Below are 15,722 nucleotides of genomic sequence, written 5' to 3' on the forward strand. Positions count from 1 at the left end.
CGCCGCAGTCGTACAGGGGCATCGATGGATTCACGCCGCACGTCCGTCCTGGTGATCGAGGTTGTTCTAGTCGTTGTCAGCGGCCTGTGGATCAACGCGGCGAGCGAGCACTTTCCGGGGTGGATGCAGGATCCGGTATTGGTGTGGGTCGGACTGCTCGCCTTGCTGTTGTTCATGATCGCGTTCACCATCGCGCCAGTCCTCGCTGATGCGGTGGGGTCCCGGCCGCAGGTGTGGAACACGCCGGCGCGCAACCCGAACTTCACCGGCCGCCAGGAGGATCTGCGCCGGCTGCGCGACCTGCTCAAGGGCAACCGAACCGTTGCGGTGCACGCGGTTCGCGGTATGGGCGGTGTCGGCAAGACACAGCTGGCCGTCGAGTACTGCAACTGGCGCGCCAAGGACTACGACCTCGTGTGGTGGATCTCGGCGGAGGACCTGGCGCTGGTTCCCGGTCAGCTCGCGCAGCTCGGCAAGGAGCTCGGACTCGTGCTCTCCGACAACGCCGCCGAGTCAGTGTCGGCGGTGATGTCCGCGCTGCACAACAGGGATCGCTGGTTGCTCGTGTTCGACAACGCGGAGACCGCGGAGGGCATCCGCCCGTTCATCCCGACCGGGTCCGGCCACGTGCTCGTGACGACGCGTCGGTCCGGTTTCGATGCGATCGGCGACGTGATCAACCTCGACATCCTGCCGCGTGTCCGGTCGATCGAGCTGGTGCAGCGGCGAGCACCTGCGGTGTCGGATTCGCAGGCCGAAGAACTAGCCGAGTTACTGGGTGATCTGCCGCTCGCACTGGAGCAGGCCGCCGCTTATCTGCGCCAGTCCAACTGTCCGATCGACGATTACCTCGACGTTCTGCGCCGCGTGCCGGAAGCGGTCGCCGAACGTGGACAGGACGCGCATCGCCGGAGCCACCAGAACACTCTGAAAACCCTCTGGTCGGTCAGCCTGGGGTGGATCGACGAACACCATCCGGCCGCCGCACAGTTGCTGGCGGTATGCGCCTACCTCGCTCCGGAAGCGATCCCACTGGACCTGTTCACCGACAACGCGAACGTGCTGCCCGAGCCTCTGGCCACAGCAGCGGCGAGCACGTCTGGAGACTTCAGTGACGTCGTCGGGGTGCTGGTCGACCATTCCCTGGTACAGCGAGTGGACGGGCAGCTCGTGATGCACCGGGTGGTCCAGCTGGCGGTGCGAACCCACGCCACCCTGGATCCGCATCCAACAGCCATTGCCGCCGCACTGCTCAGAACAGCGCTCCCGTCCAACCTTGAACTGGAACCGAAGTCGTGGCCGCGCTGGCGGCAGATGTTGCCGCATGTCCTTGCCGTGGTGGATCACGATCAGGCGGATGCTTTGGCGGAACCCGCGACGATCAGTTGGTTGCTCGAAAGGGCGGGCAGCTACCTCAGGGAGCTCGGACAGGTGGCTGACGCCAAACCCTTGTTTGAGCGCGCACTGGCCATCGAAGAAGGCCGCCACCGTCCTGACGACCTGCGGATCGCCGTCAGGATCAACAACCTCGGTAGAGTGCTCTACGACCTTGGTCAGCCGAGCGAAGCCAAGCCGTTGTTCGAACGTGCGTTGCGCCTCATCGAAGCCGAGTATGGTCCGGACAGCCCCAAGGTCGTTCCGTACCGGAACTCTCTCGCGAGCGCGTTGCTCGATCTCGGTCGACCAGCCGAGGCCAGGACCCTCTTCGAACGAGCCCTCGGGCTGGTCGAAGCCGATCCTGATCGCGACGATTATGTGCGGGCCGCGTGTATGAACAACCTCGCTTTGGCGCTGGGCGACCTTGGGGATGCCGAAGGCGCGGCCTCGTTGCTCGAACAAACGCTGCGGATCACGGAAACGAGCAACGGTCCGGAGCACATCACCGTCGCGATCTGCTTGACCAACCTTGCGGCGGCCTATTGCGACCTGGGTCGGCTGATTGATGCCAAACCGATTCTTGAGCGTGCGTTGACGATCAGGGAGGCCTGCTACGGCCCAGATCACCCGGCGACCGCCCGTGCCCTGCAAAACCTCGCCGAGGTACTGGGCGGCCTCGGCGAAGCGGCGGCCGCGCGGGCGGCTCGCGACCGGGCCCAACAGATCGAGGATCGTCAGGCCCGGCGCTGATCCTGGCGCTAGCTCGCCTTCACCCGCAGCGCCTGGCCTGAGGTCGACGAGCTGTTGGTGACCTGCTGCCCGCTGCTCTTGCGCCACAGCACGTCGTTAGACCCGGTGGACCGCTCGACCTTCACCCCGTCCAGGGAAACGCCCTGCACGTCATCGGTGACGAACGCAGGCCGCCCGTCAGCCTTGTCGAACTCGATAGTCGACCCGACGAACTTCACGTTCTTGGCGTGCCGCAACCAGAATCCGAACGCGGGCCGCGCACCGAAGATCCGCGGCGGGTACTCCTTGGTGACCTCCGGCGGGACCCGACCAGCGTCGGATTCCTTGTGCCCGCCTGGAACTGAGAACCGAACGTTGTCGAACGTGAGACCCTCGATGGCCGAGTTGGTGTGGCCGGAGATGGTCGACGCGTACTCGGGGTCACCGGGGATGTCGCGTGGCGCGGTGAGGTTCGTGCCGGTGATGTTGCGGTAGGTGATGTTGCGGATCTTGCCCGCCTTGGGGCTGCCGGGGCAGCGGCCGCGCTCGCCGATGTGCAGGAAGATCGGGGACGCGGTCTTCGTCAGCTGGATGTTCTCGTAGGTGACGTTCTCGATCGTCGCGCCGTCCATCGAGACGATGCCGAGGCCCGCCTTCGAGGCGCCGGTGACCTTGAGGTCCTTGAAGACGATGTTGCGGAAGCTGCCGCACGTCTCGGAGCCGAACTGGATGGCGTTGTTCTCGGTCGACTGGATCGTCGAGTTGCGCACCACGTTGTTCTCGCTCAGGAACGTCTTGCCCGTGGCGAAGTCGCTCTTGAACGCCACGGCGTCGTCGCTGGCGATGATCGTGGAGTCGGCGAGCTCGATGTTGGCGCTGTTGATGAAGTTGATGCCGTCGCGGTCGTCCGGGCTGTCGACCTTGATGCGGTTGAGCTTCATGCCGTTGCAGCCGTTCACGATGATCGCGAAGTGGCCGGCCTCGCGGAACGTGACGTCGCTGATGTTGACGTTCTTGCAGAACTTGAGCGACAGCATCTTGTCGCCCTTGCCCGCCGGGATGTTCTCGCCGGTCTCCAGCTTGTTGGCGCCGTCGATGACGCCCTTGCCGGTGAAGCTGAGGTTCTCGACGTTCTCGCCCCAGAGCAGCGCGTTGCGGAAGTGGCTGTGCCCGAAGTCCTGGTACTTCGAGTTCGGGTTCGACTCGGGTGCGTCGATGCCGCTGCCCGACGCGACGATCCGCGCGCCTTCCTGGATGTTGATCGTGACGTTGCTCTTCAGGTGGATCGAGCGGGACAGGTAGGTGCCGGGCGGGATCTCGACGACGCCGTTGCCCGCCGCGCTCGCCGCGGCGATGGCCTTGTCGATCGCCGCGGAGTCGACGGCCTTGCCGTCGCCCTTGGCCCCGTAGTCCTTCACGTTGAACGTGGCCGCGTTGGCGACCCCTGGAACGCAGAATGCCGCGCCCGTGACTAGCGCCAGCAGCGCTCCGGTCGTGCGACGCCTCATCGTTGAGAGGTCCTTCCTCGTGTGCGTCGAGGCGGCGGACTCGGCGTCGATGAAACACACTGAAAACGGTTTCAGAGCTGAGCCTAATAGTGGCCGGGCCCACAGTCCAGGCCCGGCCACGTGGAACGATCAGGCGGTGGCGGCCGCCGGACCGCGGTACTGCGCGTCGCCGAAGCCCAGGATCAGGTAGCCGATCAGGCTGAACAGCCACAGGCCGACGACGCCGAAGCCCGTGCCCTTGCCGAACGACTTCGCGAGGTCGATCGACACGATCAGCAGGATGATGACGTTGACGAACGGGATCAGCAGCAGGACCAGCCACCAGCCCGGACGGCCGACGATCTTCAGCAGGATGTAGATGTTGTAGAACGGGATGATCGCCGCCCAGCCCGGCTGCCCGGCCTTGGTGAAGATCTTCCAGTGCGCGGCGATCGCGATGAGCGCGACGACCGCGGAGATGATGCCGATGGTCACCAACATGCCCGTCAGGGCGGCGGTGTCGACCGAAGTGGTCGTGACGTCAGTGTCCACAACAAGTTCCAATCTGGCGGCGGGTCGCGGGCGCTGCTCGCCCGCGGGTCGGGGGTCCCGTCGCTGGATCCGGCGCGGGACGCTGCCAGCAGGGTGGACTCGTCCGTTGTGGATTGCCCGTTTCGTGAGCCGTTCGAGACCGGCTGTCAATCTTGCGGGTGACCCAGAAGGTTCAGTGCCGCACCGGTTACCCGCATACCGAGCCATTCCGGCGTCGGAACCGCGCCCAGCGACTTGTAGAAGTCGATCGACGGTGTGTTCCAGTCGAGCACCGACCACTGCAGCCGCGTGTAGCCGTTGCGGACGCACTCCGCCGCGAGCTCCTCCAGCAACGCCTTGCCCAGCCCCGATCCGCGCTGGCTCGGCGTCACGTAGAGGTCCTCGAGGTACAGGCCGTGCACGCCGTCCCACGTCGAGAAGTTGAGGAACCACAACGCCATGCCGACGACTCGGCCGTCCACTTCGGCCACGTGCCCGAACAGCTTCGGCTCGTCGCAGAACAGCGCCTTGTGCAGCTGGTCCGGCGTCACGTGGCACTCGTCGCGCGCCCGCTCGTACTCGGCGAGCTCGTAGACGAGGTTCGTCACCGCTTCGACGTCTTCCTCGCGGATTCGCCGGATCATCAGACCTCTTCCCATGCTGGAACGTTCAGCCGTCGTATCTGTGGATCGCCGCGCTCGTCACCGAGCACCGTGATGCCGGCCGGGTCGAGTCCGAAATGGACCCCCTGGCTCGGCGGGAGGTTCAGCCAGGCCGCGATCAGCACCCGGCTGAAGTGGCCGTGCCCGACGAGCACGACGTCGCCCGCCTGGAGTGCTTCCCGTGCTGTTTTGAGTACTGCCTTGGCTCGTTGCTCGACCTGTTCGGCCGTCTCGCCGTGGGGGATCGGGTGCGTCCAGACGGTCCAGCCGGGCACGGTCTCGCGGATCTTCGGGGTCGTCACGCCCTCGTAGTCGCCGTAGTTCCACTCGGCGAGGAGCTCGGTGGTCTCGGTGACGTGCAGCCCGGCCAGCTCCGCCGTCCTCGTGGCGCGCTGCCGGGGACTGGTCATGACGAGCCGCGGCGGAACGTCCGTGTTCCGCAACCGGGCGAGCACCGCGCCGGCTCGTCTGGCCTGCTGTTCGCCCTCAGGGGTGAGCGGGATGTCGGTGACGCCCGTGTGCCTGCCGCTCTCCGACCACTCGGTTTGACCGTGTCGCAGCAGGTAGAGGTGAGTGCTCACGTGTTCGAGTTTAAGTAGTGACCCTATTCACGTTTGGGCGAGCATGGTGGTGAGGTATCCGGTCGGCCATGGCTGCCGATCATCCGGACCCGCGCCCACCTGACGAGGTGGATGCACGCGAGATCCGCGCGTCCTTCGGCGTCCAGATCGCGCGGATTCGCGCCGAGCTGACGTCGACCTGGAACAAGCTGCGCCAGGTGGAGGAGGGGCCGCAGGACGAGGAAAGACCCGCCTGAGCCGCGGACTGGGGGCGCCGGTCGGTTCGGTCGGCGCTTTTTGGCGCGCCGCTACCACGGGCGGCGCCTCGTGCGTGGACTTCGCGCTGTTGAGACGTTGCGTTCCAAAGGGAACGGTGACTTATTCCGCACGGCCTGGTAACTCTGGGTGCAGGTGATCACCTCGGACCAATTCCGACACCATCAGGAGAGCTGCATGGACCACGTCCTGAACCTGCAGGCGCTCGACGTCGAACGAGCCGAGGCCCCCGATCTCGCACCGTCGGGCCTGAGCCTGCTCATCTGCGAAGACTGACGAACGTGAACGGCCCGGCGACACGCGTCGCCGGGCCGTCACACGAAACGATGCTGCTCAGCCCTGCTTCGTCTCCCAGAAGATCTTGTCGATCGAGGCGATCAGGTCGAGCAGTTCCTGCCCCTTGGCCGGGTCCATCGAGCCCTTGGTGCCGGACGCGCCCGCGGCCTTGGTCGCCCGGTTGAACAGGTCGTGCAGCTCGGGGTACTTCTCGAAGTGCGGCGGCTTGAAGTAGTCCGTCCACAGCACCCACAGGTGGTGCTTGACGAGCTCGCTGCGCTGTTCCTTGATGAGAACGGCGCGCTCCCGGAACTCCGGGTCCTCGTTCGCCTGGTACTTCTCCTGGATCGCCTTGATGGACTCCGCCTCGATGCGGGCCTGCGCGGGGTCGTAAACGCCGCACGGGAGGTCGCAGTGCGCGGTGGCCTCAAGACGAGGGCGGAGAATGCGCGACAAGAGTCGCATCGTTCCTCCCTGACAAGTGGATGCTCCGACGTTACGGACCCTACTCCGGCTACCCCAGGTGGTGATCGTTGACACCGGCGTTCAGACGAGTCCTGATCAAGGGACCGTCCATGGTTCCAACCCTCTACGACGGCGACATCGTGCTGGTCAGGTGGGGTGGGGAGATCCGGCCGGACGACATCGCACTGGTGCGATGGGCGTCACGTCCGGATCAGCTGTCGGTGAAGCGCGTGTCTCACCCCGTGGATCAGGAGCACTGGTTCGTGACGAGCGACAACCCGCACGGGTCGACGGACTCCAAGGATCTCGGGCCCGCGGAGGCCGTCGCCCGCGTCGTCGCGCGGTTGTGGCCGCGGCCCAAGCTCATCCCTTGAGCGTCGCGTAGAACGCCAGGCAGTCCTCGTAGCGCGGCAGCAGGCCGGAGGCCAGCGCCGACTCCAGAGACGGGGCAGTGCGGTCCTTCTCGGACAGCACGAGCTCGAGATCGGACGGCCACGGCAGCGCCAACGTGGCGTCGAGCGGGTCGATGCCGTGCTCGGCGCCGGGGTTGAAGCCCTCGGAGCACAGGTAGCTCATCGTCGTGTCGTCCTCGAGCGCGACCATCGCGTGGCCGAGGCCCTCCGGGATGTACACGGCGTTGCAGATCGAGTCGGTGAGCAGGACGGTGTCCCACTGGCCGAAGGTCGGGGAGCCGACGCGCACATCGATCACGAAGTCGAGCATCGAGCCGCGCGGGCAGAAGACGTACTTCGCCTGCGACGGCGGGACGTCGGCGAAGTGGATGCCCCGGACCACACCGCGCCGCGACACGCTGTGGTTCGTCTGGCGGAGTCGCAGCGAGTGACCCACCGCCGCCTCGAAGGCGGCCGATTGGAACGGGGCCACGAAAACGCCGCGGTCGTCGGGAAACGTCCGGGGAGTGAACTCGAAGGCCCCGGAAATTTTCAGTTCACTCGCTTGCATGAACATCACCCTAGGGGGCGCCTGCGTCTTGACCGATCGGGTGCTCCCTGCCTGCGGAAACCGACCGGTCGGTGCAGAAAACCGGACAGACGTTTTGGTAAACAGCCTCTGACCTGCGCAGAAGGTGTGATCCCCGCCGCAGACACGAGGCGCCGACCCTGTCACACTCCTTCACACCGCAGCTCCGGCCGGTGCTTCGGCGTACCTCAAGCCGAACGATCGACCGATTTTCCAGGCCCCGTGGATCCAGTGCGACAACGCTGGAACGGTGCGCCGACTGGTGAAGAACCCGTGCCCTCGGGTTTCGCCGCCCGCACCGCAGGAGGGACCCCGTGACAGCATTGAACGAAGCCGCTACCGACCCCATCCAGCTCACCGACGACGAGATCTTCGAAGCACATGTCGGCGGAAAGCTAGAGATCGGCGTGACCGCTTCACTCACCGACCCCAGGGCGCTTTCCATCGCGTACACGCCGGGTGTCGCGAAGGTCAGCAAGGCCATCGCCGAGAAACCGGAACTCGCGGCCAAGTACACCTGGACGCACCGGCTCGTGGCCGTCGTCAGCGACGGCACCGCGGTGCTCGGTCTCGGTGACATCGGCGCCGCGGCGTCGCTGCCCGTCATGGAGGGCAAGGCCGCGCTGTTCAAGACGTTCGGCGGCCTCGACTCCATCCCGCTGGTGCTCAACACGACCGACGTGGACGAGATCGTCGAGACGCTCGTCCGGCTGCGCCCGTCGTTCGGCGCGGTCAACCTCGAGGACGTCGCCGCGCCGCGCTGCTTCGAGCTCGAGCAGCGGCTCATCGAGGCGCTCGACTGCCCGGTCATGCACGACGACCAGCACGGCACGGCCGTGGTCGGCCTCGCCGCGCTGCGCGGCGCGAACACCGTGCTGGGCAAGGACATCGCGAACCAGCGCGTGGTCATCTCCGGTGCGGGCGCCGCGGGCATCGCGATCGCCAAGATCCTCATCGCGGCCGGCGTCGGCGAGATCACGCTGGTCGACTCGCGCGGCATCGTGATCGACGGCCGGGACGGCCTGAACCCGGTGAAGGCGGAGATCGCCAAGGTCACCAACCAGAGCGGCCTCAAGGGCGACATCTCCGACGCGCTGCGCGGTTCCGACGTCTTCATCGGCGTTTCCTCGTCGAAGGTGTCCGAGGAGCAGATCGCCAGCATGGCGGCTGACTCGATCGTGTTCGCACTGTCCAACCCGGACCCCGAGGTGCACCCGGACGTCGCGTCGCGGCACGCCGCGATCGTCGCCACCGGGCGCAGCGACTTCCCGAACCAGATCAACAACGTGCTGGCGTTCCCCGGCATCTTCCGTGGCGCGCTGGACGCGGGTGCGCGGCGGATCACCGAGGGCATGAAGCTGGCGGCGGCCGAGGCCATCGCGGCCGTGGCGAGCGACGACCTCGGTCCGGACCGGATCGTGCCGAGCGCGCTCGACCCGCGGGTCGGCCCGGAGGTCGCGGCGGCAGTTGCTTTGGCGGCAAAGAATGACGGTGTTGCATAAAGCGGGCGATAAGTTCCTGAAGATCGGCTGAAGAACGACATCGCTGAAATTTCACCCCATCGCGCGGAACCACGAACGTGGCTGTTCGTTAACCCGTGCAGGGGTGGGCGATGACGCTCCGAAGCGCTACCGTCCCTCTCCTCGGGAGAACACCCGAGGAGAGGGTTCGTATTTGCCGCCGTTCGGGTGCCGCCTAACCGGCCACCCCGTTTGCCGTGGGCGGCGAATGCGGGAGAGGGTGGGCCGGTGCCCAAGTGGGTAGGACGCGCTCCGGTGGTGGAAGGGCGCGGTCGCCGGACCGCGACCAGGCATGCCGTCACACTGGACGGTCTCACCCTGCCCGACGCGCCGTCCGTGCTCGTCGACCCCAAGGGCGTCGTCATGCAGGCCAATCCCGCCGCCGTCGAGGCGACGGGCGCCAGATCCGCCGAGGAACTCGTCGGCCGGCCGTTGAGCGAACTCCTTCTGGGCGACCAGTCCGACCTGAGGCTGAGCCGCGTCGACGGCAGTGAGCTGCCGGTCCGCGTCGCCCGTCACCCCGTGCCCGGCACGAGCCTGCAGGCCGTGCTGATGATCGACGTCTCCGACCTCGCCACCGCCGCCGACGACCTGCGGGACGAACAGCGCCGGCTGCGAGAGGTGCAGCGGGTCGCGGAGATCGGCTCCTGGGAGTTCGATCCGGCGACCGGCATGACCGTGTGGTCGTTGACGCACTACGACCTGCTCGGCCTGGAACCCGGCACGGTCGTTCCCGGCGCGCAGGCCGTGCTGGACGTCGTGCACCCCGACGACCTGGAGATGGTCGCCAGCTACTGGGCCAACCGCGAGATCACCGGCGACCCGATCGACATCGAGTACCGGATCCTCCGGCCGGACGGCCAGCTGCGCTGGATCCGCGGTGTCGCCGAGGCCCAGCTGCGCCCGGACGGCACGCTGCACCGCATCACCGGCTACATCCGTGACATCACCGAGGCCAAGCGCTGGGCCACGGACCTCGCGACCGAACGGGCCCGGCTGCTGGAGGCGCAGCGCATCGCGCGCATCGGCAGCTGGTCCTACGAGTTCGAGACACGGGCCGTGCACCGCAGCGAAGTGCTGCTGGAGATGTACGCCGACATCAACACCGAGCCGGACGAGGACCTGCTCTGCGGCGTCCACCCGGACGACCGGCCGATCCTGGAGGAGCTGCGGCACAAGCTGTTGCAATCCAAGGACGGCGAGCCGGTCGAGGCCGAGACCCGCAGCCACGACGGTGAGCACGTCTACATCTGCCGCGCCCGCGCCGAGCTCGGGCCGTCCGGCCAGCTGGAACGGGTGCACGGCACGATCCAGGACGTCACCGAGGCCCGCGCGCTGGAACGGCAGATGCGCGACGACCGGCGCAGGCTCGCCGACGCCCAGCAGGCCGCGAGGCTCGGCACGTGGGAGTGGAATCCCGCGACGGGCGACGTCGTGTGGTCGGACATGCTCTACGAGCTGTACGGCGTGCCGCGTGAGGAACCGCCCGGCTACGACGCCTACCTCGACCTGGTGCACCCCGAGGACCGCGGCTGGGTCGACGACCTGTGGAAGCAGCTGGCCGCGGACGAGGTCCCGGTCCAGTGCGAGCACCGGCTCGTCCGTCGCGACGGCGTGGTCCGCGTGTTCCGCTGCCACGGCATGGTCGTGCACGACAAGCACGGCAAGCAGCTCGCCGTTGGCACCGCGCAGGACATCACCGAGCAGCGTGCCGCCGAGACGCGGATGAAGCGCTCGTCGCAGCGGTTCGCGGACCTCGTGTCCGTGACACCGGTCGGCATCGGCCTGTTCGACGAGGCGGAACGGCTGGTCGACGCCAACGACGCGCTGTGCGACCTGCTCGGCATGGAGCTGGAGCAGCTGCGCGGCATGACCGCCGAGCAGCTCACCCACCCCGACGACACGTCCGTGGGCCTGCGGTCCGTCGACTGGGCGTCGTCCGAGCGCACGCACAAGATCCCGCAGCGGATCCTCGTACGGCCCGACGGCGAACGCGTGTACTGCGAGCTGCACATCGCGTTGTCCGTGCAGGACGACGGCCGCCGGTTCTGGCTGATCGCGTTCCTGGACATCACCGAACGCCGCCGCACCGCGGAGGCGTTGCGCCACCAGGCGACGCACGACGAGCTCACCGGCCTGCCGAACCGCGCGCTGGTCAAGGAGATCCTCGGCAAGCTGCTGGAGAGCGACAAACGCTCGAAGGTCGCGGTCTTCTTCTGCGACATCGACAACTTCAAGCGCGTCAACGACTCCCTCGGCCACGACGCGGGCGACGAACTCCTCGTCGCTCTGGCGCGACGGCTGGAGGGCGGCCTGCCCGACGAGTGCACCGCGGCCCGGTTGTCCGGCGACGAGTACGTGATCATCTGCTCGGACATCGACGCCGTGGGCGGGGTCGACGCACTGGCCACGCGCGTGGCTTCCTTGCTGCGCACGGCTGTTCCGGTGCACGGCCAGTTGGTCCGGGTCTCCGCGTCGATCGGCGCCGCGGTGCCGAACGGGTCCCGCGCGAACGGCGCGGACCTGCTGCGGTTCGCCGACGCCGCGATGTTCGAGGCCAAGCGGTCCGGGGCCGGGCGCGTGTCCTTGGCTTCCGCCGCGCTGATCGCGTCCGCCGACCGCCAGGTGCACCTCGAAGGCCAGCTGCGCGAGGCGTTGCAACACGACGGGCTCGCGCTGCACTTCCAGCCGGTGGTCGGGGTGGACGGTGCCGTGCTGACCGCGGAGGCACTGGTGCGCTGGCCGCATCCGGACCGCGGGTTGCTGCCGCCGGACGTGTTCCTGCCCGTCGCCGAACAGGGCGACCTGATGCGTGAGCTGGACCGCTGGGTGCTGCGCACGGCTCTGCGCGAGGCCTCGACGTGGCCCGCGCCCGACGGCCGGCCCGTGTCCGTCGCGATCAACCTCGCCGGGCTCGTGCCGGGCGACCCGGAGTTCGTCGACATCGTGTCGAACGCGATCGTCGAGTCCGGCGTGCCGTGGGACCGCGTCGTGCTGGAGCTGGTGGAGACGGCTCTGGTCGACCTGCCGTCGCGGGTGCGTCAGTCGATGGACGAACTGGTGCAGCGCGGCGTGCAGTTCGCGGTCGACGACTTCGGTACCGGCTACTCCTCGCTGGCGCGTCTGAAGGACCTGCCCGCGCAGATCATCAAGGTGGACCGCCGGTTCGTCTCCGGTGTGGGCAACGACTCCTCCGACTTCGCCGTCGCGCGCGCGGTCGTCGACATGGCCCGTGCGATGGGCCGGAAGTGCGTCGCCGAAGGTGTTGAGACGGCGACGCAGTTCCACGTGCTGCGCGGGGTCGGCGTGGACGCCTACCAGGGCTGGTTGTTCTCACGTCCGGTGCCGCCCAAGGAGTTCCGTGCGGTGCTAGCCCTCGGACCGTTGCACATCCCCCGCAACGGCTGACGCTATGAAGGGAGCTTTCCAAGCGCTGGGCGCTTGGAAAGCTCCCTTCATAGCGTTACCGAGGTGGCGATCACCGGCAGCAGCTCCGCGATGCGGTGCTTCGGCAGGTCGATCAACCGCAGTTCCAGGTCGTCCGAGTTCGGCGCCGCGTTCTCCACGACCTCCCGCGCCTGCCGCTTGGTCAGCGCCCCGCGTGATGCGGTGATCAACGCCTCGCGCCACACGTTGCCCAGCTTGCCGTGCGCCTTCATCAGCACCTCGCGCACGACCAGGTCACCGGGTTCCAGCGTGCCGGCGAGCACTTGGTCCGCGACCACGATCGTGTGCTTGTTGTCCGGGTTGTTGCGCAGGAACTTCAACGAGAACCGCGTGCGCACCAACGACTGCAGCTCCTGCTGACCCGCCGCCGAGGACACGGCCGGGTGGTTGTTCGGGACCAGCGCGGCGAGCCGAGCGGGCGACGACGCGAGCATCGAGCGCAGCAGCCAGGGGCCGGGGTCGGCGGTCAGGTCCAGCGCCAGGGACGCGGCGCCCTTGCCGATCGGCTCCGCCCAGCCGGGCCCGCGCGGCTTCGGCGGCGGGGACGACTCGGGGCGGGGTGCCAGGTCGCTCAACGTGGACAACGCTTCCCGCGACGGGCCGCTCGACTCCACGGACTGCGCGCCGTGCGTGTAGATGCGGGTGCCCGACGACACGGTGCGGCGCGAGGTGGGGCGGCACACGTACAGGTCGGCGGCGCTGCCGATCGCCTGTGCGCCGTCGAACCGGTTGAACGCGGGCAGGATCGCCTCGAAGACCAGGCCCAGTCTCTGCAGTTCCTGCTGGACTTTCAGGCCCAGCGCCGGGGTGCGGTCGCTGAACCCGTACGCGAGCAGGATGCGGCCGGAACCGGTGTCCTCCAGCGCCTCGATCGCGCGGCCCGCGAACAGGCCCATGCCCTCCGGGGTGTACGGCGGGTCGCTGAACACCAGGTCGGCCGTCTCCACGAGGGACGGCGGCAGGCCGAAGCGGAAGTCGGCGTGCAGGGTGCGGATGCGCCAGCCCCGCTGAGACGTCTTGTGGTCGATGTATTCGAGCAGGCGGTCGTCCAGGTCGACGACGGTGACGGTCACGTCCGGGTTGACCGCGCACACCGCGAGCGAGGTGAGATCGTGATCACCCAGGCACAGCAGGTGCCGTCCGCCCAGCTCGTAGGTGTTGTCCAGCCACAGCGCGCGTTTCAGCGCGGTCTGGGCCGTCGCCTGCACGTGGTCCAGCGCGGACAGCGGCGCGGGCACCTCGGCGATGTCGGCCAGGATGAGCCGCAGCTGGTCGGTGTGCCGCGGGACCAGCGCGTCGACCGGGTCGGCGACGTCCTCGGTCAACCCGAAGGCGGCCCGGTAGTCCGCCTGGCGAGCGGGGTTCACCCGGTAGCGCTCGCCGTCGACGTCCAGGTCGTCGGCGATCGCCTTCAGCAGTTCCTGCACGGTGCGGCGGGGCACCGCGGGCAGGCGCACCAGCTCGGCCAGCGGGTGCCAGTCGGCACTGAGCAGCGCGAGCACGCGCCGCAGCTTGCGGGCGTGCACACCGTGGCCGGTCAGCAGCAGCCGCACCTGATCGATCGTCACAAGCGGGAAACCATAGGCCTGCCACATGCTGGAACGCTGTGCCGGGGTACGCCGAACGAGTTAAGGTCTCAGGGATCTACATCCAGGGCGGCCGGCGAGTGGCCGTCACGACCGGAGGGATCTTCGGGTGATCGAGTTCCGGGCCGTCACCAAGCGGTTCGAGGACGGGACCATCGCTGTCGACGAGCTCGACCTGACGGTCGAGGCGGGGACGATCACGGTGTTCGTCGGCCCCTCCGGGTGTGGCAAGACGACGTCGTTGCGCATGGTCAACCGTATGATCGATCCCACGTCCGGGACCATTCTCGTGGATGGCAAGGACGTGCTGTCGGTCGATCCGCCGACGCTGCGGCGCGGCATCGGGTACGTCATCCAGCAGGCCGGTCTCTTCCCGCACCGCACGGTGCTGGACAACGTCGCGACCGTGCCGCTGCTGTCCGGTTGGGACAGACGGCGGGCCCGCACACGTGCGGCCGAGCTGCTCGAGACCGTCGGGCTGCCCGCCGAGTTCGGAAAACGTTATCCGGCCCAGCTCTCCGGTGGTCAGCAGCAACGTGTCGGTGTCGCCCGCGCGCTGGCCGCGGACCCGCCGGTGCTGCTGATGGACGAGCCGTTCAGCGCGGTCGACCCGATCGTGCGCGAGGGGCTGCAGGACGAACTGCTTCGCCTGCAAGCGGAAATCGGCAAGACGATCGTGTTCGTCACGCACGACATCGACGAGGCGCTCAAGCTCGGCGACAAGGTGGCGGTGATGCGGACCGGCGGGCACCTCGCCCAGTACGCGAAGCCGGCCGAGCTGCTCAGCGCACCCGCCAACGACTTCGTCGCGAACTTCGTCGGCAAGGACCGCGGCTACCGCACCCTGACGTTCCTCTCGGCGGACGTGCCGGTGCACGAGATCGACGCGGTCAAGGTCGGCGACACGGTCACGTCCAACAGCTGGAAGCTCGTGGTCGACGACACGCGCAGGCCGCTCGGCTGGCTGTCCCCTGTGGACGGTTCGGTCGAGGTCACCGCGGACCGGCTGATCGCGGGCGGCTCGCTGTACGACGGTGGCACGTTGCGCAGTGCGCTGGACGCGGCGTTGAGCTCGCCGTCCGCGCTCGGCGTGACCGTCGACGCCGAGGGTGCGGTGGTGGGCGTGGTGCACGCCGACGACGTGCTCAAGGCGCTGGCCGCGGCCCGTGCGGCGGGTGAGGTCCCCTCGTGACCTGGATCTTCGAGAACTGGGACAAGTTCCTGGAAGCGAGCGGTGTGCACCTGCGCCTCGCGGTGATTCCGGTACTGCTCGGCCTGGTCGTCGCGATCCCGCTCGGATGGCTGGCGAACCGGTCGAGGTCGGCGAGCGCGGTGCTGATGCCGTTGTCGAACGTTCTTTACACCGTCCCTTCGCTGGCCATGATCGTGATCATGCCGGTGCTGCTCGGCAGCAAGATCCTCGACGAGATCAACATCATCGTCGCGTTGACGATCTACACGGTCGCATTGCTGATCCGCAACATCGCGGATGGGCTGCACTCGGTGCCCGGCCACGTCGTGGCCGCGGCGAATGCGATGGGATTCCGGCCGCTACGCCGGTTTTTGACCGTCGAGCTTCCGCTCGCCGTGCCGGTCACCATCGCCGGACTACGAGTGGCGATGGTGTCGAACATCAGCATGGTGAGCATCGGCGCGTTGATCGGCCTCGGTGGTTATGGGCAGCTGTTCATCCAGGGCTTCCAGTCGAACGAGGACATCATCTGGGCGGGACTGATCGGCACGCTCGTGCTCGCATTCATCGGGGACGTGCTGCTGCAACTGGCCGGAAGGGTGCTCACGCCCTGGGTGCGGGCGGGAAGGTGAG

At 67.8% G+C, this 15,722-nt stretch carries 14 protein-coding genes; 7 read left to right on the forward strand and 7 right to left on the reverse strand.

Going from position 1 to position 15,722, the window contains the following annotated elements:
• The first annotated feature begins 24 nt into the window (after nucleotides 1–24).
• Nucleotides 25–2,127 (forward strand): FxSxx-COOH system tetratricopeptide repeat protein, encoded by a 2,103-nt coding sequence (fxsT, locus tag QSK35_RS10130; RefSeq protein WP_285744555.1) that lies wholly within the window; start codon nucleotides 25–27, stop codon nucleotides 2,125–2,127.
• Between the two features lie 8 nt (nucleotides 2,128–2,135).
• On the opposite strand, the gene QSK35_RS10135 is transcribed toward fxsT, so the two are convergent.
• The 4 genes from QSK35_RS10135 to QSK35_RS10150 form a co-directional block, all read right to left on the reverse strand.
• Nucleotides 2,136–3,614 (reverse strand): glycoside hydrolase family 28 protein, encoded by a 1,479-nt coding sequence (locus tag QSK35_RS10135; RefSeq protein WP_285744557.1) that lies wholly within the window; start codon nucleotides 3,612–3,614, stop codon nucleotides 2,136–2,138.
• 129 nt (nucleotides 3,615–3,743) lie between these two features.
• Complete coding sequence (locus tag QSK35_RS10140) at nucleotides 3,744–4,145, reverse strand: DUF5684 domain-containing protein (protein WP_285744558.1); 402 nt, start codon at nucleotides 4,143–4,145, stop codon at nucleotides 3,744–3,746.
• A gap of 146 nt (nucleotides 4,146–4,291) precedes the next feature.
• The gene (locus tag QSK35_RS10145) at nucleotides 4,292–4,783 is read right to left on the reverse strand and encodes a GNAT family N-acetyltransferase (protein ID WP_285744560.1); all 492 of its coding nucleotides are present in this window, start codon (nucleotides 4,781–4,783) and stop codon (nucleotides 4,292–4,294) included.
• Nucleotides 4,768–5,367, reverse strand: coding sequence for a histidine phosphatase family protein (locus QSK35_RS10150; RefSeq protein WP_285744562.1), 600 nt, complete (start codon nucleotides 5,365–5,367; stop codon nucleotides 4,768–4,770). Before QSK35_RS10150 ends, QSK35_RS10145 begins: the two co-directional genes overlap by 16 nt.
• 68 nt (nucleotides 5,368–5,435) lie before the next feature.
• Between QSK35_RS10150 and QSK35_RS10155 the strand changes: the two genes are divergently transcribed.
• Nucleotides 5,436–5,603: a hypothetical protein gene (locus QSK35_RS10155; RefSeq protein WP_285744564.1), complete on the forward strand. Its 168-nt coding sequence runs from the start codon at nucleotides 5,436–5,438 to the stop codon at nucleotides 5,601–5,603.
• Between the two features lie 352 nt (nucleotides 5,604–5,955).
• On the opposite strand, the gene sodN is transcribed toward QSK35_RS10155, so the two are convergent.
• A complete protein-coding gene (sodN, locus tag QSK35_RS10160; protein WP_285744566.1) occupies nucleotides 5,956–6,363 on the reverse strand; it encodes a superoxide dismutase, Ni in 408 nt (135 codons plus the stop codon).
• Nucleotides 6,364–6,431: 68 nt separating this feature from the next.
• Here sodN and QSK35_RS10165 point away from each other — a divergent pair, with 68 nt between their 5' ends.
• Nucleotides 6,432–6,737: a S24/S26 family peptidase gene (locus QSK35_RS10165; protein ID WP_285744567.1), complete on the forward strand. Its 306-nt coding sequence runs from the start codon at nucleotides 6,432–6,434 to the stop codon at nucleotides 6,735–6,737.
• On the opposite strand, the gene QSK35_RS10170 is transcribed toward QSK35_RS10165, so the two are convergent.
• Nucleotides 6,727–7,326, reverse strand: a complete 600-nt coding sequence (locus tag QSK35_RS10170) for a dTDP-4-dehydrorhamnose 3,5-epimerase family protein (RefSeq protein ID WP_285744569.1) — start codon at nucleotides 7,324–7,326, stop codon at nucleotides 6,727–6,729. The two genes, QSK35_RS10165 and QSK35_RS10170, sit on opposite strands and share 11 nt — an antisense overlap.
• 332 nt (nucleotides 7,327–7,658) lie before the next feature.
• Here QSK35_RS10170 and QSK35_RS10175 point away from each other — a divergent pair, with 332 nt between their 5' ends.
• Both QSK35_RS10175 and QSK35_RS10180 read left to right on the forward strand, forming a co-directional pair.
• Nucleotides 7,659–8,846, forward strand: coding sequence for an NAD(P)-dependent malic enzyme (locus tag QSK35_RS10175; RefSeq protein WP_285744571.1), 1,188 nt, complete (start codon nucleotides 7,659–7,661; stop codon nucleotides 8,844–8,846).
• 246 nt (nucleotides 8,847–9,092) lie between these two features.
• Complete coding sequence (locus tag QSK35_RS10180) at nucleotides 9,093–12,272, forward strand: bifunctional diguanylate cyclase/phosphodiesterase (protein ID WP_285744573.1); 3,180 nt, start codon at nucleotides 9,093–9,095, stop codon at nucleotides 12,270–12,272.
• A 47-nt stretch (nucleotides 12,273–12,319) separates the two neighbouring features.
• Here the strand turns inward: QSK35_RS10180 and QSK35_RS10185 are convergent, their stop codons facing one another.
• Complete coding sequence (locus QSK35_RS10185) at nucleotides 12,320–13,879, reverse strand: bis-aminopropyl spermidine synthase family protein (protein ID WP_285744575.1); 1,560 nt, start codon at nucleotides 13,877–13,879, stop codon at nucleotides 12,320–12,322.
• A 127-nt stretch (nucleotides 13,880–14,006) separates the two neighbouring features.
• Here QSK35_RS10185 and QSK35_RS10190 point away from each other — a divergent pair, with 127 nt between their 5' ends.
• Nucleotides 14,007–15,089 (forward strand): ABC transporter ATP-binding protein, encoded by a 1,083-nt coding sequence (locus tag QSK35_RS10190; protein ID WP_285744577.1) that lies wholly within the window; start codon nucleotides 14,007–14,009, stop codon nucleotides 15,087–15,089.
• The gene (locus QSK35_RS10195; RefSeq protein ID WP_285744579.1) at nucleotides 15,086–15,721 is read left to right on the forward strand and encodes an ABC transporter permease; all 636 of its coding nucleotides are present in this window, start codon (nucleotides 15,086–15,088) and stop codon (nucleotides 15,719–15,721) included. The genes QSK35_RS10190 and QSK35_RS10195 overlap by 4 nt, the downstream gene beginning before the upstream one ends.
• Nucleotide 15,722 lies beyond the last annotated feature (1 nt).

Source organism: Lentzea sp. NBRC 105346, from assembly GCF_030269605.1.
In the GTDB taxonomy this organism is placed as follows: domain Bacteria; phylum Actinomycetota; class Actinomycetes; order Mycobacteriales; family Pseudonocardiaceae; genus Lentzea.